General features: G+C 70.9%; 26 protein-coding genes. 17 read left to right on the top strand and 9 right to left on the bottom strand.

Going from position 1 to position 24,050, the window contains the following annotated elements; translation table 11 throughout:
- Window positions 1-243 precede the first annotated feature (243 nt).
- From rfbF to ASF22_RS21515, 5 genes are read left to right on the top strand one after another with little or no spacing between them, the layout of a single operon-like run.
- Window positions 244-1,011: a glucose-1-phosphate cytidylyltransferase gene (gene rfbF, locus ASF22_RS21495; protein ID WP_056176789.1), complete on the top strand. Its 768-nt coding sequence runs from the start codon at window positions 244-246 to the stop codon at window positions 1,009-1,011.
- A gap of 60 nt (window positions 1,012-1,071) precedes the next feature.
- Complete coding sequence (rfbG, locus tag ASF22_RS21500; protein ID WP_244474375.1) at window positions 1,072-2,178, top strand: CDP-glucose 4,6-dehydratase; 1,107 nt, start codon at window positions 1,072-1,074, stop codon at window positions 2,176-2,178.
- 5 nt (window positions 2,179-2,183) lie between these two features.
- Window positions 2,184-3,413 (top strand): class I SAM-dependent methyltransferase, encoded by a 1,230-nt coding sequence (locus tag ASF22_RS21505; RefSeq protein WP_056268278.1) that lies wholly within the window; start codon window positions 2,184-2,186, stop codon window positions 3,411-3,413.
- Window positions 3,414-3,417: 4 nt separating this feature from the next.
- Complete coding sequence (locus ASF22_RS21510) at window positions 3,418-3,948, top strand: dTDP-4-dehydrorhamnose 3,5-epimerase family protein (protein ID WP_056268132.1); 531 nt, start codon at window positions 3,418-3,420, stop codon at window positions 3,946-3,948.
- Window positions 3,945-4,856, top strand: a complete 912-nt coding sequence (locus ASF22_RS21515) for an NAD(P)-dependent oxidoreductase (protein ID WP_056268136.1) — start codon at window positions 3,945-3,947, stop codon at window positions 4,854-4,856. The genes ASF22_RS21510 and ASF22_RS21515 overlap by 4 nt, the downstream gene beginning before the upstream one ends.
- On the opposite strand, the gene ASF22_RS21520 is transcribed toward ASF22_RS21515, so the two are convergent.
- From ASF22_RS21520 to ASF22_RS21540, 5 genes are all read right to left on the bottom strand, one after another.
- The gene (locus ASF22_RS21520; RefSeq protein ID WP_056268281.1) at window positions 4,842-5,234 is read right to left on the bottom strand and encodes a response regulator; all 393 of its coding nucleotides are present in this window, start codon (window positions 5,232-5,234) and stop codon (window positions 4,842-4,844) included. The two genes, ASF22_RS21515 and ASF22_RS21520, sit on opposite strands and share 15 nt — an antisense overlap.
- 104 nt (window positions 5,235-5,338) lie before the next feature.
- Window positions 5,339-6,595: an adenosylmethionine--8-amino-7-oxononanoate transaminase gene (locus tag ASF22_RS21525; RefSeq protein ID WP_056268139.1), complete on the bottom strand. Its 1,257-nt coding sequence runs from the start codon at window positions 6,593-6,595 to the stop codon at window positions 5,339-5,341.
- A gap of 166 nt (window positions 6,596-6,761) precedes the next feature.
- Entirely contained in the window at window positions 6,762-8,027 is a 1,266-nt protein-coding gene (locus tag ASF22_RS21530; RefSeq protein ID WP_056268142.1) for a cytochrome P450, read from the bottom strand.
- A 75-nt stretch (window positions 8,028-8,102) separates the two neighbouring features.
- Window positions 8,103-8,372 carry a hypothetical protein gene (locus ASF22_RS21535; protein WP_056176802.1) on the bottom strand — a complete coding sequence of 90 codons (270 nt, stop codon included), beginning with the start codon at window positions 8,370-8,372 and terminating at the stop codon, window positions 8,103-8,105.
- A gap of 1 nt (window position 8,373) precedes the next feature.
- Complete coding sequence (locus tag ASF22_RS21540) at window positions 8,374-9,087, bottom strand: Crp/Fnr family transcriptional regulator (RefSeq protein WP_056176805.1); 714 nt, start codon at window positions 9,085-9,087, stop codon at window positions 8,374-8,376.
- Between the two features lie 312 nt (window positions 9,088-9,399).
- Here ASF22_RS21540 and ASF22_RS21545 point away from each other — a divergent pair, with 312 nt between their 5' ends.
- Together ASF22_RS21545 and ASF22_RS21550 are read left to right on the top strand one after the other, a co-directional pair.
- Window positions 9,400-10,548 carry a helix-turn-helix domain-containing protein gene (locus ASF22_RS21545; RefSeq protein ID WP_056176808.1) on the top strand — a complete coding sequence of 383 codons (1,149 nt, stop codon included), beginning with the start codon at window positions 9,400-9,402 and terminating at the stop codon, window positions 10,546-10,548.
- The gene (locus ASF22_RS21550) at window positions 10,545-10,796 is read left to right on the top strand and encodes a hypothetical protein (protein ID WP_056268145.1); all 252 of its coding nucleotides are present in this window, start codon (window positions 10,545-10,547) and stop codon (window positions 10,794-10,796) included. Before ASF22_RS21545 ends, ASF22_RS21550 begins: the two co-directional genes overlap by 4 nt.
- Window positions 10,797-10,878: 82 nt before the next feature.
- On the opposite strand, the gene ASF22_RS21555 is transcribed toward ASF22_RS21550, so the two are convergent.
- Window positions 10,879-11,118, bottom strand: a complete 240-nt coding sequence (locus ASF22_RS21555; protein WP_056176813.1) for a hypothetical protein — start codon at window positions 11,116-11,118, stop codon at window positions 10,879-10,881.
- A 141-nt stretch (window positions 11,119-11,259) separates the two neighbouring features.
- Here ASF22_RS21555 and ASF22_RS21560 point away from each other — a divergent pair, with 141 nt between their 5' ends.
- From ASF22_RS21560 to ASF22_RS21570, 3 genes are all read left to right on the top strand, one after another.
- Window positions 11,260-12,210: an NAD(P)H-dependent oxidoreductase gene (locus ASF22_RS21560; RefSeq protein WP_056268148.1), complete on the top strand. Its 951-nt coding sequence runs from the start codon at window positions 11,260-11,262 to the stop codon at window positions 12,208-12,210.
- 259 nt (window positions 12,211-12,469) lie between these two features.
- Window positions 12,470-13,564, top strand: a complete 1,095-nt coding sequence (locus tag ASF22_RS21565) for a DUF535 family protein (RefSeq protein ID WP_056268151.1) — start codon at window positions 12,470-12,472, stop codon at window positions 13,562-13,564.
- 58 nt (window positions 13,565-13,622) lie between these two features.
- Window positions 13,623-14,792, top strand: coding sequence for an aminotransferase class I/II-fold pyridoxal phosphate-dependent enzyme (locus ASF22_RS21570; protein ID WP_056176822.1), 1,170 nt, complete (start codon window positions 13,623-13,625; stop codon window positions 14,790-14,792).
- Between the two features lie 425 nt (window positions 14,793-15,217).
- Here ASF22_RS21570 and ASF22_RS21575 read toward each other — a convergent pair whose 3' ends face one another.
- Together ASF22_RS21575 and ASF22_RS21580 are read right to left on the bottom strand one after the other, a co-directional pair.
- Window positions 15,218-15,619, bottom strand: coding sequence for a nuclear transport factor 2 family protein (locus tag ASF22_RS21575; RefSeq protein ID WP_056268154.1), 402 nt, complete (start codon window positions 15,617-15,619; stop codon window positions 15,218-15,220).
- A gap of 426 nt (window positions 15,620-16,045) precedes the next feature.
- Window positions 16,046-16,309, bottom strand: coding sequence for a hypothetical protein (locus ASF22_RS21580; RefSeq protein ID WP_056177019.1), 264 nt, complete (start codon window positions 16,307-16,309; stop codon window positions 16,046-16,048).
- A 299-nt stretch (window positions 16,310-16,608) separates the two neighbouring features.
- On the opposite strand from ASF22_RS21580, the gene ASF22_RS21585 reads away from it, so the two are divergent.
- The 6 genes from ASF22_RS21585 to ASF22_RS21610 all read left to right on the top strand — a co-directional run bounded on the left by ASF22_RS21585 (window position 16,609) and on the right by ASF22_RS21610 (window position 22,360).
- Window positions 16,609-17,139, top strand: a complete 531-nt coding sequence (locus ASF22_RS21585) for a sigma-70 family RNA polymerase sigma factor (protein ID WP_056176827.1) — start codon at window positions 16,609-16,611, stop codon at window positions 17,137-17,139.
- Complete coding sequence (locus ASF22_RS21590) at window positions 17,136-17,912, top strand: anti-sigma factor (RefSeq protein ID WP_056268157.1); 777 nt, start codon at window positions 17,136-17,138, stop codon at window positions 17,910-17,912. The genes ASF22_RS21585 and ASF22_RS21590 overlap by 4 nt, the downstream gene beginning before the upstream one ends.
- 9 nt (window positions 17,913-17,921) lie before the next feature.
- Window positions 17,922-19,034: a catalase family peroxidase gene (locus ASF22_RS21595; RefSeq protein ID WP_056268160.1), complete on the top strand. Its 1,113-nt coding sequence runs from the start codon at window positions 17,922-17,924 to the stop codon at window positions 19,032-19,034.
- The gene (locus ASF22_RS21600) at window positions 19,031-19,576 is read left to right on the top strand and encodes a cytochrome b (RefSeq protein WP_056176837.1); all 546 of its coding nucleotides are present in this window, start codon (window positions 19,031-19,033) and stop codon (window positions 19,574-19,576) included. The genes ASF22_RS21595 and ASF22_RS21600 overlap by 4 nt, the downstream gene beginning before the upstream one ends.
- A gap of 32 nt (window positions 19,577-19,608) precedes the next feature.
- Window positions 19,609-20,742, top strand: coding sequence for an NAD(P)/FAD-dependent oxidoreductase (locus ASF22_RS21605; protein ID WP_056268163.1), 1,134 nt, complete (start codon window positions 19,609-19,611; stop codon window positions 20,740-20,742).
- Between the two features lie 325 nt (window positions 20,743-21,067).
- Window positions 21,068-22,360 carry an MFS transporter gene (locus ASF22_RS21610; RefSeq protein ID WP_082483919.1) on the top strand — a complete coding sequence of 431 codons (1,293 nt, stop codon included), beginning with the start codon at window positions 21,068-21,070 and terminating at the stop codon, window positions 22,358-22,360.
- 56 nt (window positions 22,361-22,416) lie between these two features.
- Here the strand turns inward: ASF22_RS21610 and ASF22_RS21615 are convergent, their stop codons facing one another.
- A complete protein-coding gene (locus tag ASF22_RS21615) occupies window positions 22,417-22,860 on the bottom strand; it encodes a DMT family transporter (protein WP_056176846.1) in 444 nt (147 codons plus the stop codon).
- A 569-nt stretch (window positions 22,861-23,429) separates the two neighbouring features.
- Between ASF22_RS21615 and ASF22_RS21620 the strand changes: the two genes are divergently transcribed.
- Window positions 23,430-23,813 (top strand): nuclear transport factor 2 family protein, encoded by a 384-nt coding sequence (locus ASF22_RS21620; protein ID WP_056268168.1) that lies wholly within the window; start codon window positions 23,430-23,432, stop codon window positions 23,811-23,813.
- The last annotated feature ends 237 nt before the right edge of the window (window positions 23,814-24,050 follow it).

Raw genomic sequence — 24,050 nt, forward strand, 5'->3', positions numbered from 1 at the left:
AGGACCGCCTCCGTTCGCTCGTCAGCCGCCTGCATTGCCGCGTCCTCTTCACATCATAGCGCGCAATCGGCGGTCGGGCGCCGGGGTTTCCAGACGCGTCCACCGCCGAACCGGCATCTGCCAGGGGAGTCGTGACGCCGATGTGACACGAGCCACGGTTTCCGCCCGCGTCCGACTTGCCTGGACGGGTAAGCCCCCCTCGACTAATCGTGGGCCGCGGAACGAGGGCGGACGCGGGAAACCATGAAGGCAGTGATCCTCGCGGGCGGTCTCGGGACGCGCCTGTCGGAAGAGACCGTGACGCGGCCCAAACCCATGCTGGAGATCGGCGGACGCCCGATCCTGTGGCACATCATGCAGATCTTCGCCGCCCACGGCGTGCGCGAGTTCGTGATCTGCCTCGGCTACAAGGGCTACGTCATCAAGGAGTTCTTCCTGAACTACCGCCTGCATCTCTCCGACGTCACCATCGACGTCGGGGCGGGCCATGTCGATTTCCACCGCAGCGCCGCCGAGGACTGGCGCGTCTCCCTCATCGAGACCGGCGAGACCACCATGACGGGCGGGCGCCTCAAGCGGGTGCGCGAGTATCTGGGCGACGACGACTTCTTCATGACCTACGGCGACGGCGTCGCCGATGTCGACCTCACGGCGCTCGCCGCCTTCCACAAGTCCCACGGGCGTCTGGCCACCCTCACGGCGGTGACGCCACCGGGCCGCTTCGGCGCCCTCGAACTCGACGATGGTGTGGTTCGGAGTTTTCGCGAAAAGCCGGCGGGCGACGGGGCGACCATCAACGGCGGCTTCTTCGTGCTGTCGCCGCGCGTCCTCGATCACATCGCCGGTGATTCCACCGTCTGGGAGGCCGAGCCCCTGGAGCGCCTCGCCCATGACGGGCAACTCTCGGCCTATGTCCACACGGGCTTCTGGCAGGCGATGGACACCCTGCGCGACAAGAACCACCTCGAGGCCCTCTGGGCCGGGGGCCACGCGCCGTGGAAGTGCTGGTAGGCGCGAACTGACACCGGCGCCGTCCCGGTGTAGGGAGGCGCGATCCGGAGACACGACGGCTTGCAGACTCCTATCCATACGCCGCCGAACGCGGGCGCCCGCAACCCCGACCCCGCCTTCTGGGCCGGACGCTCGGTGCTCGTCACCGGGCACACGGGCTTCAAGGGCGCATGGCTGAGCCTGTGGCTCGAGCGCCTCGGCGCGCGGGTGAGCGGCCTCGCCCTGCCGCCCGAGACGAGCCCGAACCTGTTCGACCTCGCGGGCCTCTCCGGGCGGATGGATTCCCGGCTCGGCGACATCCGGTCCGCCGACACCGTGCGCGACGCCCTCGCGGCCACGCGCCCCGAGATCGTGATCCACATGGCCGCCCAGGCGCTGGTGCGTCCGTCCTACCGCGATCCCCTCGCCACCTACGCCACCAACGTGATGGGCACCGCCCACGTGCTGGAGGCCGTGCGCACCACTCCGTCCGTGCGCGCCGTGGTGGTGGTGACGAGCGACAAAGCCTACGCCAACCGCGAATGGCCCTACGGCTACCGCGAGACCGAGGCGCTCGGCGGCCACGACCCCTACAGCAGCTCCAAGGCCTGCGCCGAGCTGGTCACGAGCGCCTACCGCGCCTCGTTCCTCGCCGAGCGGGATTGCCGCGTGGCGACCGCCCGGGCCGGCAACGTCATCGGCGGCGGCGACTGGTCCGAGGACCGGTTGATCCCCGACATCGTGCAGGCCTTCCTGGAAGGCCGCTCCGTCGAGATCCGCGCGCCCCACGCCACCCGGCCGTGGCAGCACGTCCTCGAACCCCTGAGCGGCTACCTGCGCCTCGCCGAAGCCCTGTGCGCGCAAGACGGCGCGGCCGTCGCCGAGGCCTGGAATTTCGGCCCGGCCGACGAGGATTGCCGCCCTGTGTCGTCCATCGTCGAGACCCTGGCGCGGGAATGGGGCGAGGGCGCCGCGTGGCATCTCTCGGAGAAGACCCACCCGCACGAGGCGACCTTCCTCAAGGTCGATGCCTCCAAGGCACGCGCCTATCTCGGATGGGACCGGCGCCTGCGCCTCGACGCGGCGCTCGCCTGGACCACGGCCTGGCACCGGGCCCAGGCGCAGGGGGCTTCGGCCCTCGACCTCACCCTGGCGCAGATCGGCGCCTACGAGACCCTGGGAGCGTGAGCACCGTGACCCGACCCGCCTGCCGCGCCTGCGGCGCGCCTCTCTCCCGCACCGTGGCCGATCTCGGCCTGTCGCCGCTGGCCAACGCCTACGTGCCGGCAGACCGTGCCGGAAGGGGCGAGATGTTCCACCCGCTCCACGCCTTCGTGTGCGACGTCTGCTTCCTCGTGCAGCTCGAAGCGTTCGAGACGCCGGAGGCGATTTTCTCGGATTACGCCTACTTCTCGGGCTTTTCCGCGGGCTGGCTGGCGCATGCCGAGGCCTATGTCGCTCGCATGCAGGCGCGCTTCGGCCTCGGACCCGACAGCAAGGTCGTGGAGGTGGCGAGCAACGACGGCTACCTCCTGCAATACGCCGTCGCGCGCGGCATCCCAGCGCTCGGCGTCGAGCCGGCGGCCAATGTCGCCAAGGTCGCCGTCTCGCGCGGCGTGCCGACCGAGGTCGCGTTCTTCGGCGCCGAGACCGCCCGGCGCCTCGTGGCGCAGGGTCATTCCGCCGATCTCACGGCGGCCAACAACGTTCTCGCCCACGTGCCCGATATCCACGATTTCGTGGAGGGGTTCCGCATCCTGCTGAAAGCGGAGGGCGCCGGCACCTTCGAGTTCCCGCACCTCCTGCGGATGATCGAGGAGCGCCAGTTCGACACCATCTACCACGAGCACTTTTCGTACCTCTCCCTCGGCGTCGTCTCGGGCATCCTGGAGCGACACGGCCTGCGGGTGTTCGACGTCGAGGAACTGCCGACCCATGGCGGCTCCCTCAGGGTGTTCTTCTGCCATGCCGGGGCCGCTCACCCGACCGCCCCGGCGGTCGAGCGCGTGCGGGCGGCCGAGCGCGACGGTGGCCTGTTCGCAGCGGACGGCTATGCGGCCTTCGCCGAGGACGTGGTGGCGATCAAATGCGCGACGCTCACATTCCTGGCGGATCTGCGCCTGAAGGGCGCGAAGGTCTGCGCCTACGGGGCGGCGGCCAAGGGCAACACCTTCCTCAACTACTGCGGCATCGGCCCCGAACTCGTGGCAGCGGTGGCCGACCGGTCCCCGCACAAGCAGGGCACCCTGCTGCCCGGCAGCCGGATTCCCGTGGTCTCGCCGGAAGACCTGCTGGCGCTACGGCCGGACTACGTCCTGATCTTGCCCTGGAACCTCAAGGACGAGATCGCCCGCGAGATGGCCGCCATCCGCGATTGGGGCGGCCGCTTTGTCACGGCGATCCCGCACCTGACCGTGACCTGACGCCATGCGGTTCGAGGAAACGCCGCTGGCCGGGGCCTACCGCGTGTGGCCCGAACCCATCGCCGACGATCGCGGGTTCTTCGCCCGCACCACCTGCACGGACGAGTTCGCCGCCCGGGGTCTCGTGGGGGGCTTCGCGCAGTCGAGCGTGTCGTTCAACGCCCGGCGCGGCACCGTCCGGGGGATGCACTTCTCGGTTCCGCCCCACGCCGAGACCAAGCTCGTGCGCTGCACGGGGGGCGCCATCCGCGATGTCATCGTCGATCTGCGGCAGGATTCTCCGAGCTATCTCAAGAGCTTCGCCGCCGATTTGACGGCGGGCAACCGTTGCGCCCTCTACATCCCGGCCGGCTTCGCCCACGGTTTCCAGGCCCTGACCGACGCGGCCGAGGTGCTCTACATGATCGACCGCGCCTACGTCGCCGGAAGCGCCCGAGGCCTGCGCTGGAACGACCCGGCCCTCGACGTGACCTGGCCCGAGCCCGTCACGGTGATCGCCGAGCGCGATCTCGCCTATCCGGACTGGAGCGCGTGAAGGTCCTCGTCACCGGCGCGTCCGGCTTCGTCGGGCAGCACGCGCTGCCGGCCCTGGCGGCGCGCGGGTTCGAGGTCCACGCCGTGGCGCGCAGTCCCATTCCGGGGGCCGTGGTTCATGCGGCCGACCTGCTCGACGCGGCCGAGCGGCGGGCCCTCCTCGCCGACGTGGCGCCGAGCCACCTCCTGCATCTGGCCTGGGACGCCGAACCCGGTCGATACTGGACGTCGCCGAGCAACCTCGACTGGGTCGCAGCCAGCCTCGACCTCGCCCGAAGCTTTCACGACATTGGCGGGCGTCGCTTCGTCGGCGTCGGCACCTGCGCCGAGTACACCTGGGGCGATCCCCGCTTCGACGAGGCGACGAGCCCTTGCCGCCCCGCGACCCTCTACGGGGCCGCCAAGGATGGGACCCGGAGAATACTCGCGGCCTACGCCGAGAGCGTCGGTCTGTCCTTCGCGTGGGGACGCCTGTTCTACCTCTACGGTCCCGGCGAGCGGCGCGGCCGCCTCGTCTCCGACGCCGCCCACGCCCTCCTGACGGGTGCAGAGTTCCCCACCTCGCCGGGCCACCAGCGCCGTGATTTCCTGCATGTCGTTGATGCGGCGGGCGCTTTGGCCGCGCTTCTCGACGGTCCGGTGACGGGGGCCGTCAATATCGGCTCGGGGGAAGCGGTCCCGGTGCGGACCCTTCTCGATGGTCTGGCCACCCGCACCGGCCGGTTCGATCTCGTGCGTTACGGGGCCCGGACGCTGGGTCCGTCCGAGCCGGCCGCGATCGAAGCCGCCGTTGCGCGCCTTTCCGGAGAGGTCGGGTTCCGGCCGCGCTTCACCCTTGAGACCGGCCTCGACGACACCCTGAGTTGGTGGCGGAACCGTCTCGGGGCAGCCGGCTCAGCAGGGGAGTAACCCCTTGAGCTGACTGAGGATGTCTTCGCCGGAGCACGGTCGGGCGATGAAGCGGGCGCCCGGCGGCATCCGCTCGGGGTCCGGCGCGGCCCGTCCCGAGACGATGACGATGGGCAGTTGCGGACGCGCTGCCGCGACCGCGTTGGCAAGCTCGAACCCGTTGGTTTTGCCCGACAATTCCACGTCGGTGACCAGGCCGCAGATGTCGGGCCGGGCCTTGAGGATGCCGAGCGCCCGCTCGGCGGAGGCGCATTGCACCGTCTCGTAGCCACCGTTCTCCAGGACGTCGCCGAGGTCCATGATGGTCAGCGCCTCGTCCTCGACCAGAAGGATCACCGGCCGATCGTCGCCTGGGCCCGTTGTCTCATCCACCACGATGCACCCTCCGCCCGTTCCATGGGATGCGGCCCGTAACGTTCCACGGGGTCGTGCGCCGCTCCCGACCCTGGTCCAACGAGAAAGCGCGCCGGGAGTTGCAGCGCTCAGGTCCGTGTCACGTCGCACACCACCGCGACGACCGCCTCGACGAGCCGGTCGAGGTCGGTCGAATCGATGGTGAGAGCCGGGGTGAGGTAGACGATGTCGCCGAACGGGCGGACCCAGACGCCGCGCGCGAGGAGGCGCCGCTTCAGGTCGGCGAGGTCCGGCACCTGCGTCCACTGCACCGCCCCGATGGCCCCGAGTACCCGGACGTCGGCGAGGCCAGGTCGGCCGCGCAAGGGGGCGAGGCCCGCCGCCAGGCGCGCCCCGATGGTCCGGACCTGGGCGAGGCGGGGTTCGGTCTCGAACAGGTCGAGGCTGGCATTGGCGGCCGCGCAGGCGAGGGGGTTCGCCATGAAGGTCGGCCCGTGCATGAGGGCGGCGGCGGGGTCGTCGGAGAGGAAGGCCTCGAACACCGCGCCCGTCGCCACCGTGGCGGCGAGCGGCAGGGTGCCGCCGGTGAGCGCCTTCGACAGGCACAGGATGTCGGGCACGAGGCCGGCCTGCTCGCAGGCGAACAGGGTGCCGGTGCGGGCGAAGCCGGTGAAGATCTCGTCGACGATGAGGGGCAGGCCGTGGGCCCGAGCGAGGCGCGCCACCTCGGCCAGCACGTCGGGGGCGTGCATCCGCATGCCGCCGGCGCCCTGGACCAGGGGCTCGACGATCACCGCCGCGAGGGTTTCGCGGTGTCGGGCGAGGCAGGCGTCGAGGGCCGCGATCCGTTCGGCATCGGTCGGGAGGTCACAGAAGATCTGCTCCGGCAGGTAGGCGCCGAAGCGCCGGTGCATGCCGTCTTCGGGGTCGCACACCGACATCGCCCCCATCGTGTCGCCGTGGTAGCCGCCCCGGAAGGCGAGGAAGCGGGTGCGCCCCTCCACCCCCCGGTTGAGCCACATCTGGGCGGCCATCTTCAGGGCGACTTCGACGGCCACCGACCCGGAATCGGTGAAGAACACGTGGTCGAGGTCGCCCGGCAGCAGGGCGGCGAGGCGGGCGGCGAGGCGTTCGGCCGGCGCGTGGGTGAGGCCGCCGAACATCACGTGCGGCATCGCCTCCAGCTGGGCGGCGACGGCGGCGCGGATGTGGGGATGGTTGTAGCCGTGCGCCGCGGTCCACCACGAGGCGATGCCGTCCACGAGTTCGCGCCCGTCGGCGAGCACGATGCGGGTCCCGTGGGTTCGCACCGCCTCCAGGGGCGGCGCCGCCGTCTTCATCTGCGTGTAGGGCCGCCAGAGGTGGTCGCGCCGGGGTTCGCTCATGCGGCTTCGATGGAAGCCGGACGCGCTCGGGTCAAGGCGGTGCGTTCGCGCCCGATCCTGCCACGACCCTGCCGGCACGGCTCCGGCGGCACCGGCCCTCCGACGGTCCACCGGCGGATCTGTCGGGACCGGGTGTACCTGTCGGGACCGGGGGTGCGCCGGCGCCTCAGACGGGGCGTACGGCGCGCAGGACGAAGCCGCTCCTCGGGCGCGCCGGAATGTCGGCGAGGTCGATCCCGAGATCCTGGGGCGGGACCTCGTAGCGCATCGACGTCGCCAGCAGGCCGGCCGCCGTGATCAGCAGGGTCTGGGTGATGCCCTCGCCGGGGCACCGGTGTCCGTCCATCGCCGCGCCGCCGCCATGGGAGATCAGGTCGAACGGATCGAGGGCTTCGGTGCCGAAACGGTCCGGATCGAAGCGCTCCGGCGTCGGCCATCGGCTCGGGTCGTGATTGGTGCCGTAGAGGTCCATGAGAGCCCAGTCGCCGACTTCGAACGCATGGTCTCGCCAGGCGAAGGGCTCGCGGACCCGCCCGCCGATGAACGGGATGAACGGAAAGGCGCGCCGCACTTCCCAGGCGAAACGCTGGCGCGTGCCCGCGTCCGCGTCGGCGAGTGCCGCGACCCAGTGCGGGTTCTCGTGGAGCGCCAGGGCGGCGAACACCACGTAGCGCGCGTTCGCGACCGTCGGGCGCAGCAGGTTGATGAGTTCGACGCCGGCCGTCCTGACGTCGAGACGACGCCCATCGGCGTCGCGGTGGGTCGCGACGGTCCGGGCGGCGCCCGGGGGCACGTCGCGGCGACCGCTCCGGATGTCTTCGATCATGCGCCGGGCCCAGCGCTCGGTGCGGGCGCGAAGGAGATGCCCCCGCCAGTTGCGCGGTCCGATCGCCCCCGTGCCGGCGACCATGGCGCCGAACTCGGCCGCCCGTGCCTCGATCTCGTCCGGGGGCAGGGCGAGGCCCACCCACGCGCACACCGTGGCCGTGATGACGCGGTGCGCCTCGTCGAGGAGCACCACGCTGTCCATCGTCGCCCAGCGCAGCACGGCGCGGCGCCAATGCTCGGCAAGCAGGTCGGAGAAGCGCCGGAGGGCGTCCGGCCCGACGAGCGACAGGAACATCTCCTTGCGGTGGCGATGGGCGTCGCCGTCGAGGACCATCACGCTCCCATGGTCCTGGATCAGCGCGAAGGTGGTCGGCGGCAGCGCGTGTCGTCGGGTGAAGCGATCGCCGTCGTAGAAGTGCGACGCCGCCTCCCGGCCGGACATGCAGATCACGGGACTCAACATGAGCCGGGCCGCGAACACATCCGATCCGTACCGTCGGCAACGGTTCGGGATAAAGGCATAGCCTTCGGAGAGAAGCGACAGCGTACTGTCCGGTGCCCGGTCCCGGGGAATCGCGGAGCCGTTCAGCCGCTTGGTCTTCATGGGGGATCCACTCATGTGGCTGATACAGGTCATGTCCTGGCACCGACTGCCGGCACCGACGCCGAGCGCGCGGGGTCAGCCCGTCCGGTCCTCGTCGTCCTCCTCCGGGACGATGTCGCCGAACGGCACCATCAGAACCCGCCGCGCCCGCTCGTCCTCGATCTCGAACGAGCAGGCGAACCAGTCGCGCACCGCGAAGGAGGGGGACCCGGCGACCAGGTCGCGGGCGCATTGCAGGGCGTGCCGGCGGGCCGCCTCGTCGTCGGCGAGCTCATCGCCCTCGGGGTCGACGGCCAGTTTTTCGGTCCCGCGCCCGTACCGGAGGTGGAAGAAGTAGCGCGGCATCTCAGGCCCCCTCGATCAGGCGGGCATACTCGGCCTCGGGCGTGCCATAGCCGCCATCCGCCATCTCCTCCAGGAGTTCGCGGTTCACCACGGTGATGCGCCCGCGTCTGGCTCGGATGCGGCCGGCCCCTTCGAGCTGCTGCATCGCCAGGGTCACGCCCGAGCGTCGCACGCCGAGCATCATCGACAGGAAATCGTGCTTGAGCAGGATCTCGTCGCCGTCCACCCGGTCGTGGCACATCAGCAGCCAGCGCGCGAGGCGCGCTTCGATCTCATGGGTGGCGTTGATGAAGGCCGTCTGCCGCACCTGGATCATCTCGGTCAGAACGTAGCGCAGGAGCAGCTTGCGCAGTGTCGGGCTCTCCTCCACCGCGGCGGTGAGGGCATCGGTTCGGATTTGCAGGGCACTGCCCGGCATCTGGATGAAGTGGTTGTGCGGGATCCGATCGGAGCCGAGCAGCACCGGGGTGATGCCCACCGCACCCTCCCGCCCAATGATCCCGACTTCGACCCGGCCGTTGGCCCCCTCGGCGGTGATGGACGCGATGCCGGTCTCGATGAAATGGATGTGTTCGGTCCGCGCGTTCGGAGCGAGCAGGATCTGTCCCGTCAGGAGATCCACCGGCTCCAGGTGCGGTCGGAGGCGGGCGAAATCCTCGGGCGGCATGACCTTCAGCAGGCGATTGTGGGCATCGCAGTGTCGACCGTGAGTCATGAGCCCTCGTCTCCACCTCGGAGCAAGAGCGCGCGCTGTCTCCCAAGCGCCCGCGCTCTGATCCGTATGCGGACGATGGGAAGAAGATAGGATCGTCTCTGACAAGTGATAATACGGATTTTTGGAGAATAAAAACGAATTAACATAAGTTATTGACGAATAAATCGGGGTTATACCCAGATATTGTGGAGGTTCGATAGCGCACCGGACGTGAGAGTAGACTTTCGTGCGGCATAAAAGCTGCCTATAGCTGGGGCATCCAGCCTTGCCCGCGCCCGTGGCGTTCAAGTGCCACAAATTCTGGAGCCTTGAATGCATCTCACCGCACAGCAGCCCCTCGTGCTGCTTGCCGAAGCCAACGCCCTGGTCGGCGTGGACCTCGGCGACGCTTTGGTGCAGGCGGGCTACCGTGTGATCGGTCCCTACGCGACGGCCCTCGACGCCTTGGATGCCCTGGAGCGCGAAAGTCCCGTCCTCGCCGTCGTGGACGTCGAACTCAAGGACGGCGTCTGCACCGCCCTCGGGCAGGAGTTGCGCCACCGTGGCATTCCCTGCCTCGTCCACTCGAGCCTGCTGCCGAACGAGCCCCAGGCCATCGGCTTTCAGGGCGTGCCCTGGATCTGCAAGCCGGCGTTCCCGGAGGATCTGATCGCCCTCCTGGACGAGTTGGCGTTCCTGCCGCCTCCGTCGGCGCGGATCGAGGCCCTGCCCGTCGGGTTCGCCCGGCCGGCGGAGACAAGGGGCAATCCCCTCGTGCGCAAGCTCGAGGGCTTCGTCGCGCTCTCGGAGGCGGACCGGGCGATCCTGGAACGGATCAGCGCCGCTCCGCGCATCGTCGGACCGCGGACGGACCTGATCCGGGAAGGCGATACCCCCAGGGGCGTGTTCCTGATCATGGACGGCATGGCCTGCCGCTACAAACAGCGCAGGGACGGGGCGCGCCAGATTCTGGCCTACCTGCTCCCGGGGGATTTCTGCGACCTGGACGCGGCGCTCTTGAGCGCGATGGATCACACCATCAGCACCCTGTCCGGGTGCCGGGTGGTTCATATCGCGCCGGACCTCATCGCCGAGCTGATGCGCAACCATCCGCAACTCGCGCGGGCGATGCGCATGACGACCCTCGTGGACGAGGCGACCCTGCGCGAATGGCTGTTGAACGTCGGCCGCCGGTCCGCCCTGGAGCGGCTGGCGCACCTGTTCTGCGAGCTCTACCTGCGCATGAAAGTGGTCGGGTTCGTCCATGACGAAAGTTACGGTCTGCCGATTACGCAGTCGGAGCTGGCCGACACCGCCGGCATCACGATCGTTCACGCCAATCGCAGCTTGCAGGAACTCCGCCGGCGCGGCCTCATCGAAATGAGGGGTCGGTCCCTGAAGATCCTGAACTTCGATCGGTTGAAGCAGCTTGCGGAGTTCCGGTCCGCGTACCTGCACCTGGACGGTCGTGCCGCCGCATGAGTCTCCTCTTCCAGCCCGTGCAGGTTGCGACGGGGAGTTCCGACAGCGAGAGCCGCCTCGTCTTCGACGACGGTTTCCTCGTCGCGATCCTGGTGCAGCTGTGCGCGCAGCATGGCGATCAGGCGGGCCGGTGGTTCCTGGAGGCCGGTTTCGGTCGCGTCGAGCATGCGAACCCGCCCACCTTCGCCGATCTCGACGTGGCGCAGGACTGGATCGAACGGCAACTCGCCAGTGCCGAGGACGTCTGATCCCGACGCCACGGTCCAGGGGACGGCCGGACCCTCGGCAGGTTTCGCGAAAGTGGTCACCGGTCTTGCGTCGAAGACCTGCTTAGCGGATGAGCCAGTTTCCGACGAAGGACAGCACGCCCGAATAGACCACGTGTCCGTCCTCGTCCGAGACGAGAACCGTGACCGCATGGTGCTCTCCGTCGGCCGGAACTTCGTCCAGCGCGATGACGGGCAGCAGCTTCTTGGCCTCGCGCACGGCGCTCTGAAGATCGGCGCAGATCACGCCCTCGTCGTCGCGCTCGTGATGGCAGCCTTTGAGGTCGAAGAAATAACGCGGCATCGCAATCTTCGTGCACCCGAAACGGGAAGCCGCAGCATTCTTCAGCACGGGGTGGCGGTCAAGGGACGCTCGGGTGCCGCGCCGATATGACGAACGTCCGATAACCTGATCGCGCGGGAGTGCGGTGCGGGTCTGGGCCGAATGAAGTCTGCGATCCGGAGGCGGACGATCTTGGGAAACCTGGTAGCCGAAACAGAGACCTTGCCGCTGGAGACACGCCCGCTCCAGGTTTTGGTGATCGCCGGATCGGCGAGGCGGCTCGACGGATGCCCCGGCATGGACGGCAAGGCCCGGTTCCTGATGCACCGGATGCTCGGGCGCCTGCCGCCCCGCTGGCAGGTCGACCACGTCGACATCGGCAACGCGCACGGCAAGCCGAAGATCCAGGGCTGCAACGGCTGCGTCGGCTCCTCGATGGCGCTCTGCGTCTGGCCCTGCAACTGCTACGGTCCGGACAGCGACCACCAGCCCGACCTGATGTGGAACGAGAAGCTCTACCAGCGTCTCGCCCGGGCCGACGCTTGGGCGATCATCGGCCCTGTCTGGTGGTACGGGCCCTCGACCAACCTCAAGGCGATGTTCGACCGGCTCGTCTGCATGAGCGGCGGCAACCCGCGCCCCGACCTCATCGACAAGAAGAGCACCCTGAAGGCCCAGGCCCTGGAGAAGAGCCCGCTCTGGAAGGAGCTGACCCGGAACCACCTGGAAGGGCGCACCGCCGGGTTCTTCTGCTACGGCAACGAAGGCGGCAACGAACTCGACGACGACCGTCGTCCGCGCATCCTCCGCCACAAGGCGTGGTTCGACCCGGCCCGGGAGCCGTACCAGGGCGACGAGCGGAACGCCTACCAGGGCCTCGTCTGGCAATGCCGCTACAGCGGGATCGAGGTGCCGGACGACCTCTGGCGCCACGCCTCCGTCGGCCTCGGCCAGCCCTACGCCGACGATCAGGCCGACGACATGGTTCGCGAGCCCGAGGCCATGGCCTGCTTCGACGGGTGGGTCGATGCCTTCGTGGGGCACGTGACGGCCAAGGGCATCGTGCCCGGGACGACCGAGGCCGAACGGGGCGCGCAATCCACGACGGATTGACGGCCCGAGCCCCGGGTCCTCTCCGCGATGCGGCCGCGGATGCGCGGCGCGAGCATCCCCGGTCATCCGCACCGTCTTTCGGAGAATGCGGGCGTCGGCCGGCCGGGGGAGCCATCCACCGAAGGCGTTAGGGCAAACGTCGAATGGCATAGGGATTAAAGCGGGCCGGTCGCCGGTACACGGTTGGGCGTGCCTCGGGGTTCGGTGCGCGCCCGCTTGCCCGGCCCCCGCTCCCCCGACCTCACCGGAGAGATCGCCCATGACGCTCGTCCTGCGTCACCCCTTCTGGGAACGCCTGCTCGCGAGTTCCCCCCGGGGCATCGCCCTGGCGGTGTCCGGCCTCCTCCGGCATCCCGTCGCCCTGCGGCCGCTGCGCGAAGCCCGGCCGAACAGCGCCCTGGGCCGGCTCCTGAGGGGCCGCCCGGAGGTCTGGGGCATGGTCGCCACGCCCTACCTCTGCGCCCGCTGGAGCGCGGCCGAACGCCTGACCCGCATCGCCGGGCATTGCGCGGCGGTCGAGCGGCTCGGCCCCCTGCTCGATACGCCCCTCGACGCCTTCGTCGACCTGCTCGACCTGCCTGAGATCGATTCCGCCCATCGCATCGTCCTCGACCAGCCGCACTGGCTCCTGCGCGACGGGCAGGCCACCTTCAGCCTGTGGGACGGCGCGGACCGGCTGATCTCGCTGTCGTACTGCCTGTCCTTCGACGGCGACGGTCTCACGGCCTATGTCGGCGGCCTGCAGGGGCGCAGCGAGGCGGGCGTGCTCGACCGCTACCGCCGCTTCACGAAGCAGGCCGATGGCCTGCGGCCGACCGACTTCACCATCGACCTGTTCCGGGTGTTCTGTCGCGGCCTCGGCGTGACGCGCCTTCTCGCGGTCTCGGACGCGATCCATCATCGCCGCAGCGCCTACTTCGCGCGCCGGTCGGATTCGACGGCGGCCCATCTGAGCTACGATGCGCTCTGGCACGGACGCGGCGGGGCGCTGCGGCCGGATGGCTTCTACGCCCTGCCCCTGGCCGATGCGCGGCGGCCCGCGGGCGCGATCCCGGCCAACAAGCGCGCGATGTATCGCCGTCGCTACGCCATGCTCGACGGCCTGGCGGTCCGCCTCGATCGGATCACCCGCGACGGCGCCGATCCCGTGCGGGTGGGGTTTCACGGACGCGTCGGCCCGGCGAGTCCCGGCCCGTTCGGCCGCGGCCCCGGCCGCCCGGGGTTGCGTCCTTTCGCGGGTTCGGGTTCCGCAGCGGGCGCCGTCCCGGCCGCAGGGCGAGGGCGGCACTTGGAGTGGGGCTTGGGACCAGACTTCGGGACGGACCTGAGGCGCCCGCGGCTGGGGCCGCCTTGACAAGGCTTGGGCCGGTGCGGCCTTGACAAGGCGTGGGCCGGGGGTGCCATCAGCCCCCATGTTGCGCCCCCAGACACCCGGCCCGGACCCGTCCAGCCTCGACGCCTTCGCGGAGGCCGGCCTCGCCGAGCTCGACGCCAAGGCCCTGCGCCGGCGCCTCGTCGCGACGGCGCGGGCGCCGGAGGCCGGGGCGGAGCGGGACGGGCGCCGCCTCGTATCGTTCTCGTGCAACGACTATCTCGGCCTCAGCCAGGATCCCCGGGTGATCGCGGCGGGGCAGGCGGCGCTCGCGCGCCACGGCGCCGGGGCGGGGGCCTCGCGCCTCGTCACCGGCAACCACCCGCCGCTCGCCGCCCTCGAAGCGCGCCTTGCCGCCCACAAGGGCAAGGCGGCGGCCCTGGTCTTCGGCAGCGGCTACCTCGCCAATCTGGGGATCGTGCCGGCCCTGGCGGGGGCGGGCGACCTCGTCCTCGTCGATGCCCTCGGGCATTCCTGCCTGTTCGCCGGGGCGCAGCTCTCCGGCGCGACGCTGCTGCGGTTCCGCCACAACGACGTCGCCCACCTGCGCGCGATCCTGGCGGCGCGCCGCGCCCGGCACGGGCGGGTGCTGGTGCTCACCGAGCGGGTGTTCAGCATGGACGGCGACCGGGCGCCGCTCCCCGAGATCCTGGCTCTCGCGGCCGCGTACGACGCTTGGACCCTGGTCGACGACGCCCACGGCCTCGGGGTGGTCGAGGCGGGCGCCCGCGCGCCCCTCGAAATGGGCACCCTGTCGAAGACGCTCGGCTCCTACGGCGGCTACGTCTGCGCCTCGCGCGCCGTCGTCGACCTCCTCACGAGCCGGGCCCGCAGCTTCGTCTACACCACCGGCCTGCCCCCGGCCTCCGTCGCGGCGGCGCTGGCCGCCCTCGACATCGTGGAGACCGAGCCCGCGCGGGCCGCCCGGCCCCTCGCCCTCGCGCGCCGCTTCACCGCCCGCCTCGGGTTGCCGGAGGCCCAGAGCCCCATCGTGCCGATCCACGTCGGCGAGGCCCCGGCGGCCCTGGCCCTCTCGGCGGCCCTGGAGGCGCGCGGCTACCTCGTCGTCGCCATCCGCCCACCGACGGTGCCGGCCGGCACCGCCCGCCTGCGGGTGGCGTTCTCGGCCGCGCACGACGCGGCGCAGGTCGACGGCCTCGCCGACGCGATCCTGTCCCTGCGGGCGGACGCCGACGCGCGGTCCGCCTGAACGGAGCCGGGCGGCGCGCCCTGCACCGGGAGAGCTTCGTTCATGGGCGGCAGACGTGCGCTCCCGCCTTCCGGAGTATCGCCGGGGGGCGTGATCGTCTGGCCCATCCTCATACGGTGCTGCCTCATACCGGTGCCGCTCGGCAGCATCGCTTCCGGGCAGTGGCTCCGCCACCGCGCCTATCGGCAGGCGGCGCTGAACGCTCGCTCGCAAAGGCAGGCCACCGGCGGCCGGTCCACTCGCGGCGGGCCGTATGAAAACGGCCGCCGTTCGCCCGGGCCGCGGAGGTCCGCAGCGTTGCGCTCATCCGGGACCTCGACTGTCGCCGCCCCTATGCCGCTCGCTGCCCCGTCCCGCGCATCGGTCCGAGGGGCGAGGTCCCGGCGGTCGCGACATCCGGATCGCGCCAGCCCCGCAGGACGACCTCAAACCGCGGGTGGATCGAGGAGCACCCAAAGGCGCGCGATCCGACCATCCACGATCTCGGCAACATCCGCTCCGGTCACGAGGACGGGCTCGCCTTCCGGACCTGCCTGCCATTGCAGCGAACCCAAACCGTGATGGCCGACGGCCTTGCGGGTGGGCGTGAACCGGAACGTCGGACCGAACTGATCCAGGAGCTTGCCCGCCACGGTCGCGATGGCCGCGCGTCCCCGAACGACGCCCGTCGGTTCGTACATGACCGGCTCCTCCACGAAGAGGTCGGTCAGCGCCGAGGCCCGGCGGAGCGGGTCGCGCTCGTTGAAGACACGCTCCAGGTTCGCGCGGAGCAGCGCGTCGTGATCGGGTTCTCCCGCGGCTCCCATCGTCTGCTCGGACTCGGGCATGGGGGCCTCCTTCCGTCGGGATGCGACTGCGCGGCCTATCGGATCCGCCGCGGCGGAGCGCCGGCAGAGGGCTTCCGGGAAACTGCACGAACCGGCATCCGAGCGCGAGTGGTCCGAGGCCGGAAACCCGGGCCGGATCGTCGGCGCTCCGACCTTCGCCCACGTCGCGTCGCAATCGCCCGAGCGCACGGGGGTCTCGAGGCCAGCAGCGACAACCCTCCGCGCTGCCGTTCGCGGCAAGGGGCGCTCGGCCCGGCTGTCATCCGCACGTCGAACTCCACCGCGGCGGTCTCGACGACGGAGGTTTCACGAACCGGATGGCATGCCGTTCACGCGGCCAGGCCATCGTGCCTGTGCCCTGCCGGTGGGCTCGATGTCGCCGAGAACTCCCGAGCGCGGGCGTTTGCGCGCTCGGGGCGTGCCGAGCTAGTTCGGGATCAGCTCACGGGCTGGCCCCCCGGTCTCCTCGCCCCGCCCCTGGGCATAGCCCGGCAGGGCCGGGTTCCGGGCGTTGCCGCTGTCGAGGTCCGGGCCGCCGAGCCAGTCCGCGGACCGAGCCTGCGGCCGGATCGAGCCGGTGATCGCCGGGCTCTCCAGCGAATGCGTGACGGTTCGGGCCTGGGAGACCCCGGTCAGAGCAGCGAGGGTGCAGGCGGACGCGAAAGCGACGGCAGAGACGGTCTTGAGCATCGTCATGTCGGATCTCCGGTGTTTCCCGCCCGATCGAACGGCGCCGAGCAGGGATGCCGGACAGACGACGTCTTCGGCCGCTTATTCCCCATGCCGTCGAAGAATTCGGTTCTCGTCTTGAGCACCGTCCCGCAGAGACTCGGTGTCCGGTGCGCGCGTGAGAAAGTTTGGTGCGAGCGTGGAATAATCCCGGACCGGCGGCGTCCATGCCTCTGTCGTCGGCTGTCGTCGGCCGCGGATCAGGCTCGCACCGGTCGGCCTGCACACGGAGGAGCCCCGGCCATGCCAGGAGATCGGACATGACGGACATGATGCGCCTCATCGCGCCGCTGATCCCGGCCCTGCGCCGCTACGCCCGCGCCCTCCTGCGCAATCCCGCCGATGCCGACGACCTCGTGCAGGACTGCCTGGAGCGCGCCGTCGGCCGCTGGCACCAGCGTCAGGCGGGCGGAGACGCGCGGACCTGGCTCTTCGCCATCCTCCACAACCTGGCGGTGACGCAGATGCGCCAGCGTGCCCGCCGCGGTGCCCACATGCCGATCGAGGACATGGCGGAGGCCACCCTGGCGGTGGCGCCGACGCAGGAGAGCGCCCTGCGCCACCGCGACCTGATGTGCGCGCTCGACGCCCTGCCGGAGGAGCAGCGCAGCGTCCTGCTGCTCGTGACGGTGGAGGGTCTGTCCTATTCCGAGACCGCCGAGATCCTCGCCATCCCGACCGGGACCGTGATGTCCCGCCTGTCCCGGGCCCGGGACCGGATGATCCAGTCGATGGACGGTGCCGAGGCGGCCGTTCCGGCCAAGCGCCCGCTCCTGCGGAGGGTGAAATGACCATGCGTCCGATCGGCGAAGACGACCTCCAGGGCCTCGTGGACGAACGGCTCGATGCCGCTCGGAGGCGCGAGGTCGAAGCGTATCTCGCCGACCATCCCGAAGCGCGGGCGCGCGTCGACCGCCTCGTCGACATGGGCGACGCGATGCGGGCCACCTTCGCCCCCATCGCCGCCGAGCCGGTTCCGGCGCGGCTGAACCTGACGCGGATCGTCGAGGCACGCCGTCGCCCGCAACGTCCAGTCTGGCAGGTGATGGCGGCCGGGCTGCTTCTACTTCTCGGCGGGGCCGCAGGCTGGGGACTGCGCGACGTGGTCTCGCCGGTGCCGACCGGCATCGCGGCGCTGGCCCAGGCGGCGAGCATGAACTACGCGGTCTATGCCCCCGATCACACCCGGCCCGTCGAACTCGCTGCCGCCGACCGGGACGAACTCGCCGGCTGGTTCTCGGCCCGGCTGAAGCGAACGGTCGGCGTGCCGGACCTGAGCGGCGCCGGCTATCGCCTCATGGGCGGGCGCCTCGTCGCGACGCAGCAGGGGCCCGCTGGCCTCCTGATGTACGACGACGGGCACGGCGCCCGCTTCGTGATGCTCATGCGGCCCATGTCCGTGCCCGGGGACGCACCGATGCAGCCGCACACCTCCGGGACGTCGAACGGCTACGCCTGGGCCCAGGACGGGCTCGGCTACAGCCTGGTGGGAGCGGCCGACCCGGCCGTCCTGCACCCGCTCGCCGACGCGATCCGCCGCGCCACCAGCCCCAAAGCCATCTGAAGGCCCGCCATGTCCCTCCTCGACGACCTCGCCGGCGCCGGTCCGGCGATGAGACCGCGCGCCGTCATCCTGCGGCTCGGTGCCATCGCGGCTCTGGTCGCCGGCACCGCCGGGGCCTTCGCGTATGCCGGCGGCTGGCTCTCGCCGCATGACCTGACCCCGGCGCGGATCGTCGACCGCTTCGAGCGGGTCAACGGACCGCATCCGGGGTTCCGGCGCAACCACGCCAAGGGGCTCTGCCTCGCCGGCCGCTTCGAGAGCAGCGGCCGGGGCGAGCGCCTGTCGAAGGCGTCGCTGTTCGCCCCGGGCCAGATCACCCCAGTCACCGGGCGCATCGCCCTCGCGGGCGGGCGGCCCTACGCGGCCGATGCGGCCACCACGGTGCGCAGCCTCGCGCTCCGCTTCCACCTCCCAGACGGCGAGGAATGGCGCACCGGCAACAACGACATCCCGGTCTTCCCGGTGCGGACCCCGGAGGCGTTCTACGCCCAGCTCCTCGCCGCCAAACCCGATCCGGCCACGGGCAAGCCCGATCCCGAGGCGCTCGCAGCCTTCTTCGCCGCGAACCCCGACAGCGTGAAGGCGGCGGCCCTGATCAAGGCGCGGACCCTCACCGCCGGGTTCGCCGACGACACCTTCCGGGGCCTGAACGCGTTCCGGTTCGTCGCCAGGGACGGCAGGCAGACGCCGGTGCGCTGGGCGTTCGTGCCGGAGCACGCCGCAACGGCGGAGAGCCCGGCCCAGGGGGGCCGCGCGGACGAGAACTTTCTGTTCGACGGTTTCGCGTCCGCGGTCCGTCGCGCGCCCGTGCGCTGGCACCTCGTCGTCACGCTCGGCGAGCCTGGCGACCCCACGGCGGATGCGACGCGGGCCTGGCCATCCGAGAGACCGAGCCTCGATGCCGGGACGGTGATCGTTTCGGAGACGGAGGCCGAGGCGGACGGCAATTGCCGCGACGTCAATTTCGATCCCCTGGTTCTGCCCGCCGGCATCGAAGGCGGGGACGACCCGCTGCTCGGCGCCCGCTCGGCGGCGTACGCGCAGTCCTTCACGCGCCGCGCCGGTGAACCGAAGTCGCCGAGCGCCGTCCACGATGCCCCCGTTGCAGGAGCCGGATTATGAGCAACACCACGCACTTCAACCGGCCGGCCCGGCTGCTGCACTGGACCATGGCCGGCATGATCCTGGCCATGCTGTTCATCGGCGTGGCGATGGTGACCTCCCTCGCGCACTATGACGCGCTCGTGGCGCTGCACCGCCCCCTCGGCATCGGCATCCTGATCCTCGCGGTGCTGCGCCTCGTCAACCGCTGGCGCCATCCGCCGCCGGCATTGCCGCCAGACCTTCCGGGCTGGCAGCGGCAGGCGGCACACGCCTCGCACCGCCTGCTCTACGGCCTGATGCTCGGGCTGCCGCTGATCGGCTGGGCGATGCTGTCGGCGGCCGGCTATCCCATCGGGCTCGGCGGCTCGGTGGTGCTCCCGCCGATCCTGCCGCGCGATCCCGCGATCTATGCCTGGCTGCGTCCGGTCCACTCGGTGCTGGCCTACGCCCTGTTCGGCCTCATCCTCGCTCATCTCGGCGCCGCCCTGATGCATGGGCTGATCCGCCGGGATGGCGTCTTCTCCAGCATGGCCCTGCGCGCGACGGCGCCGCGCTCTTGACGACGACGATCCGGGCAACGAGGCGAGACGGCATGGACGACAGCGCAACACGCCGGGTGCTCATCGCCGGGGGCGGCATCGCCGGCCTTGCCATGCGGCGAGCGCTGCAGCGACGCGGCCTTCCCTCGCTGACCCTGGAGCGACGACGGACGCCGGCCGATGCGGGCCTCGCCATCAATCTGCCGGGAAACGCGGTCCAAGCCCTGCGGCAGCTCGGCCTGAGCGACGCCCTGCGCAGGGTCGGCTCCCCCATCCGCCGGCGCGAATACCGCACCGGGAGCGGGCGCCTCCTCTTCGCCATCGACGAGACGGCGTTCTGGGGGGAAGAGGCATGCCCGCATTGCCTGCGTCGCGCCGACCTGCTGCGCCTCCTGACCCGCGACCTTCCCCCGGCCGATCTCCGGCACGGATCCGGGATTCACACCGTCCGGCAGGTGCCGAAGGGCGTCGCGATCGAGACCCGGGAGGGGATGGTCGAGACCGGCGGATTCCTCGTCGGCGCCGACGGCGTCCACTCGCGGGTTCGACGCGAGACGTTCGGTGATTCCGTGCTCGGCGCGGCGATGTTGGCCCCGGCGAGCTGGCGCTTCATGGCACCGAACCCGGGCCTCGACGCCTGGACGCTGTGGGCGGGATCGGACGGATTGTTCCTGCTCATCCCCGTCGACCACGGCGAGGTCTACGGGTGGGTCTCGTTGGGCGCGGCCGCCGGACGGGGGCGGGATCTGGCCGCTTTCCGGACGGCCTTCGCGTCGTTCCCGCGCCTCGTCCGCGACACCCTCGCGTCGGTTTCGTCCGAGCCGGGCGCGCTCCATCACTCGCCCCTCGAAGAGGTCCGCATTCCGACCTGGACCCGGGACCGGGTGGTGCTGGTCGGGGATGCCGCGCACGCGACGGCGCCGGTCTGGGCCCAGGGCGCCGCCATGGCTCTCGAGGATGCCCTCGTGCTGAGCTCACTGCTCGCCGGGAGGGCGGACTGGGGCACGGTCGGTCCGGACTACGAAGCCCTGCGCCGGCCCCGCGTGGCCCATGTCCAGGCCATGACCGATCGCCTGTCCCGCACCGCACGGATGCCGAATTGGGCCAGAAGCCTCTTGCTCCCCGTGATCGGGCCGCGCAGCTACCGCGCCACTTACGCTCCCCTGCGCACACCGGTCCCGGCCTGAGCACCGGGCCACGGCGATCCCGTGCATTCCCGACGGTCCCGGACGGGGCCGGACACGGAACCAGGATACTTCCCCGACGACGACAGCCGGATCCGTCCCTCGACGTCCGGCCGCGTCCTCGAATGTCGCGAGGCGGCTCCGACGGTGGATCGGCGCGCCGGATGTCGCGCCTGTCCATCATGCGGGCGACGTCTTTCGGGCGACGTCTTGGGGTGCCACGTCTTGGGGTGCCACGTCTTGGGGGGCGACGTCTTGGGGGGCGACGCTGGTTGCGTCGGACTCGGGGGCCGGCGATACCATGGGGCGGTGACCGAGGATCGAACCGATGCGCCGAAGGCCACCGAGCCTCACGTCGTTGGGCTGGCGGTTCAGCCTCTTCACGCTCCTCTACCTCTACCAAGGCGTCGTCGCGGGCTTCGCGCTGACGGCCCTGGTCAACCACTTCGCCACGGCCGGTGCCTCCACGGCGGAGGTCGGCCGGCACCTTGCGATCGTCGGCCTGCCCTGGGTGCTGCAGCCGCTGCTCTGGGGGCCGGTGATCGATCGCGCGACCCCCGCCCGGATGGGGCCTCGCCGCTTCTGGCTCGTCCTGTCTCTGGCCTGCGCGCAGGTGGCTCTCGCGGGCCTTCTCCTGCTCGGCGCGGCCCCGAGCTTGACGGCTGTCAGCGCCGTGCTGTTCCTGCACAGCCTCGCGGCCTCCCTCGCCGATACGGCAACGGACCGCATGATCGCCGGCAGCGTACCGACCGGCGAACTGGGACGCACCAGCGGCGCGACGCGGGCGGGCTTCGTCACCGGCGGTGCGGCGGGGGCTGCGATCTTCGCCTGGCTGCTCGCCGCGAACGGCTTGCCCGCAGCGGCCGGCATGCTCCTCGCCCTGACGACTCCGCTCGCCCTGGTGTCCGTTCTCGTGCGCGAGGCGCCGACCGACCGGCTTCTCTCCCTTCGCCGCGGACCCCCATCGCGGGCGCCGGACCGGGGTCGGGCGTCCGAGGCGGTCGCCTTCGCGCGTCGGCTCCTGACTGCGTTCCGGACGCGCGACGCGGCGACCCTCCTGGCGATGTGCTTCGCGATCGATCTCGGTCTCGCGGTGTTCCAGGTGCCCTTCGCCGTCGCGCTCGTGCAGGTCCACGGCTGGAACGCGGTCGATCTCTCGCGCCTTCAGGCGGGACTGGCTCTCCTCGGCGGGACCCTCGGCGCGGCGGGCCTCGGCACCGCCGTCGACCGCTTCGGGCCGCACCGTGCCCTCCGTGCCCTCCTCGTCGCCTGCGCGGGAGCGTTCGGGATCGCTGGATTGCTGATCGTGGCCGGATTGGAGGCTGCGGCGGGTCCGGTCATCCTCGGGCTGGCGAGCGTGGTGCCGGCCCTGCTCTACGTCGCCCTGCTGCCGACCGTCCTGCTGGCGAGCCGCACCGGACAGGCGTCGGCGACGCAGTTCCAGGTCTACATGGCGGCCCTGAACTTCGGCGACGTCGTCGGTTCGGCGCTGGCCGGCGCGCTCGCCGCGGTGACGGCCCCGACGATCGTCGCCCTCGGCGTCGCGGTCGTGTTCCTGATCTGCGCACGCGTCGCCCCGACCTTCGGCCGGGGGCGGTTCCGGCCGGCCGGCGCCGCGTAGATCGGTCCCGCCGAGGCGTGCTGCGACGTCGCCGCATGATCGCTCGACCGAGCGTCCTAGAACATCGCCACGATGGCGACGCCCACGACCATGATCAGAGCCCCGAGGACGCGCCATAGGCTCGCCGGATGAACCTCGAAGCCGACCCAGCCGTAATGGTCGAGCACCAGCGAGGCGACGACGCCCACGGTGACGATGATGCCGAGGAACGAGGCGGCCCCGATGGCCGGGGATGCGTAGAGCTGGGCCAGGATCAGGAGGACGCTGAGGCAGCCGCCCAACCATCCCCACCACGGGACCTGGGCGAGTTGCTGCCCGGACGGAATTTCCAGTTTGCCGAGGGCAAGGCCGCCCACGAGCATCGTCCCCGTGCTCACGAAGAGGATGATGAGCGCGGCCGTGACCGGCATGGCCAGCGACTTCGAGAGAGTTGCGTTCTGGCCGGGTTGGATCGCATTCGCGAGACCGGCGAGGACCGTCAGACCATAGAGATACCACATGCTGTGACAGCGCCTCGGCAGGCCGCCAAGTTTCCCCGTTTTCGCTCCATGCGGCGTTTTGTAAGACCCGTTTGCGCGATCGGGGGGCGTCCAGGGGCGCTCGAAACGAGCCGCTCCTCCGAGCGGGCGCGCCCGCGGCGGTGGCGGGGCCGGCACTACGGCGACCGGTTCACGCTCGATCACGGCACCGGCGCGGGCGCGTCCGTCCGTGTGCCGCCGACCGGGACGCACGCGATGGTGCGACGGCGAGGAACATCGACGGGCGGCGCGTGGAGACCATCACCGATTGCCGTCGCGTCCGGGTCCCGCGCCGGCTCGGTGGCGATGGCGTGGAAAGCACCTCCGATCCGCCCGGTGCGCCGACGGGACAGCCTCGGCGGTCGCGATCCGCCGAGACTGTCCCGGCATGCGGCGGGGAGGGGCGGTCGGTCCATGCCGAGCCGACGCCGAACACCGCTCCGCTGTGCCGTTGTGGTCCATTGCCCTTAGGTTCGTCTCGGACGGCCACGCACGACCGCTTCCACCGGCCGTTGCCCGGCATGGGCCGGCCTACCCGATCGGGGGACAGCATGACGGACCTTTCGCGAAACAAGGCCACGGTGATCGCCTTCTACGAGCTGATGTTCAACGAAGGCCGGCCGCGCGAGGCCATCGCGCGCTATGCCGGCGACGTGTACATCCAGCACAACCCGCACGTGGCCACCGGCAAGGACGGCTTCATCGCGTATTTCGAGCGCATGGCGCGGGCGTGGCCGGGCAAGCGGGTCACGGTGAAGCGCGCCCTCGCGGAGGGCGATTTCGTCGTGCTGCATTGCCTCCAGCACTGGCCGGCCGACCACGATTACGCCGCCATGGACATCTTCCGCCTCGATGCCTCCGGCCGCATCGTCGAACACTGGGACGTGCTCCAGATCCTGCCCGAAACGTCGGCGCACGAGAACGGGATGTTCTGACGAACGACCCGCCCGAAGAACGACCCGCCCGAAGAACGACCCGCCCGAAGAACGACCCGCCCGAAGAACGGCCCGCCCGAAGTACGACCCGCCCGAAGTACGGCGCGGTCCGGGCGGGCCGCCGTGCCGGCTCCCGTGCCGGTCGGGGAAGTTCCCGCGCCGCCGCTGAAATTTTTTGTTGCCGATCCGTCTCATGGCGGCGCGCGTACGACAGTGATGGCGAAACATTCCGCGTTG

This window comes from Methylobacterium sp. Leaf87 (assembly GCF_001422775.1).
Lineage (GTDB): Bacteria > Pseudomonadota > Alphaproteobacteria > Rhizobiales > Beijerinckiaceae > Methylobacterium.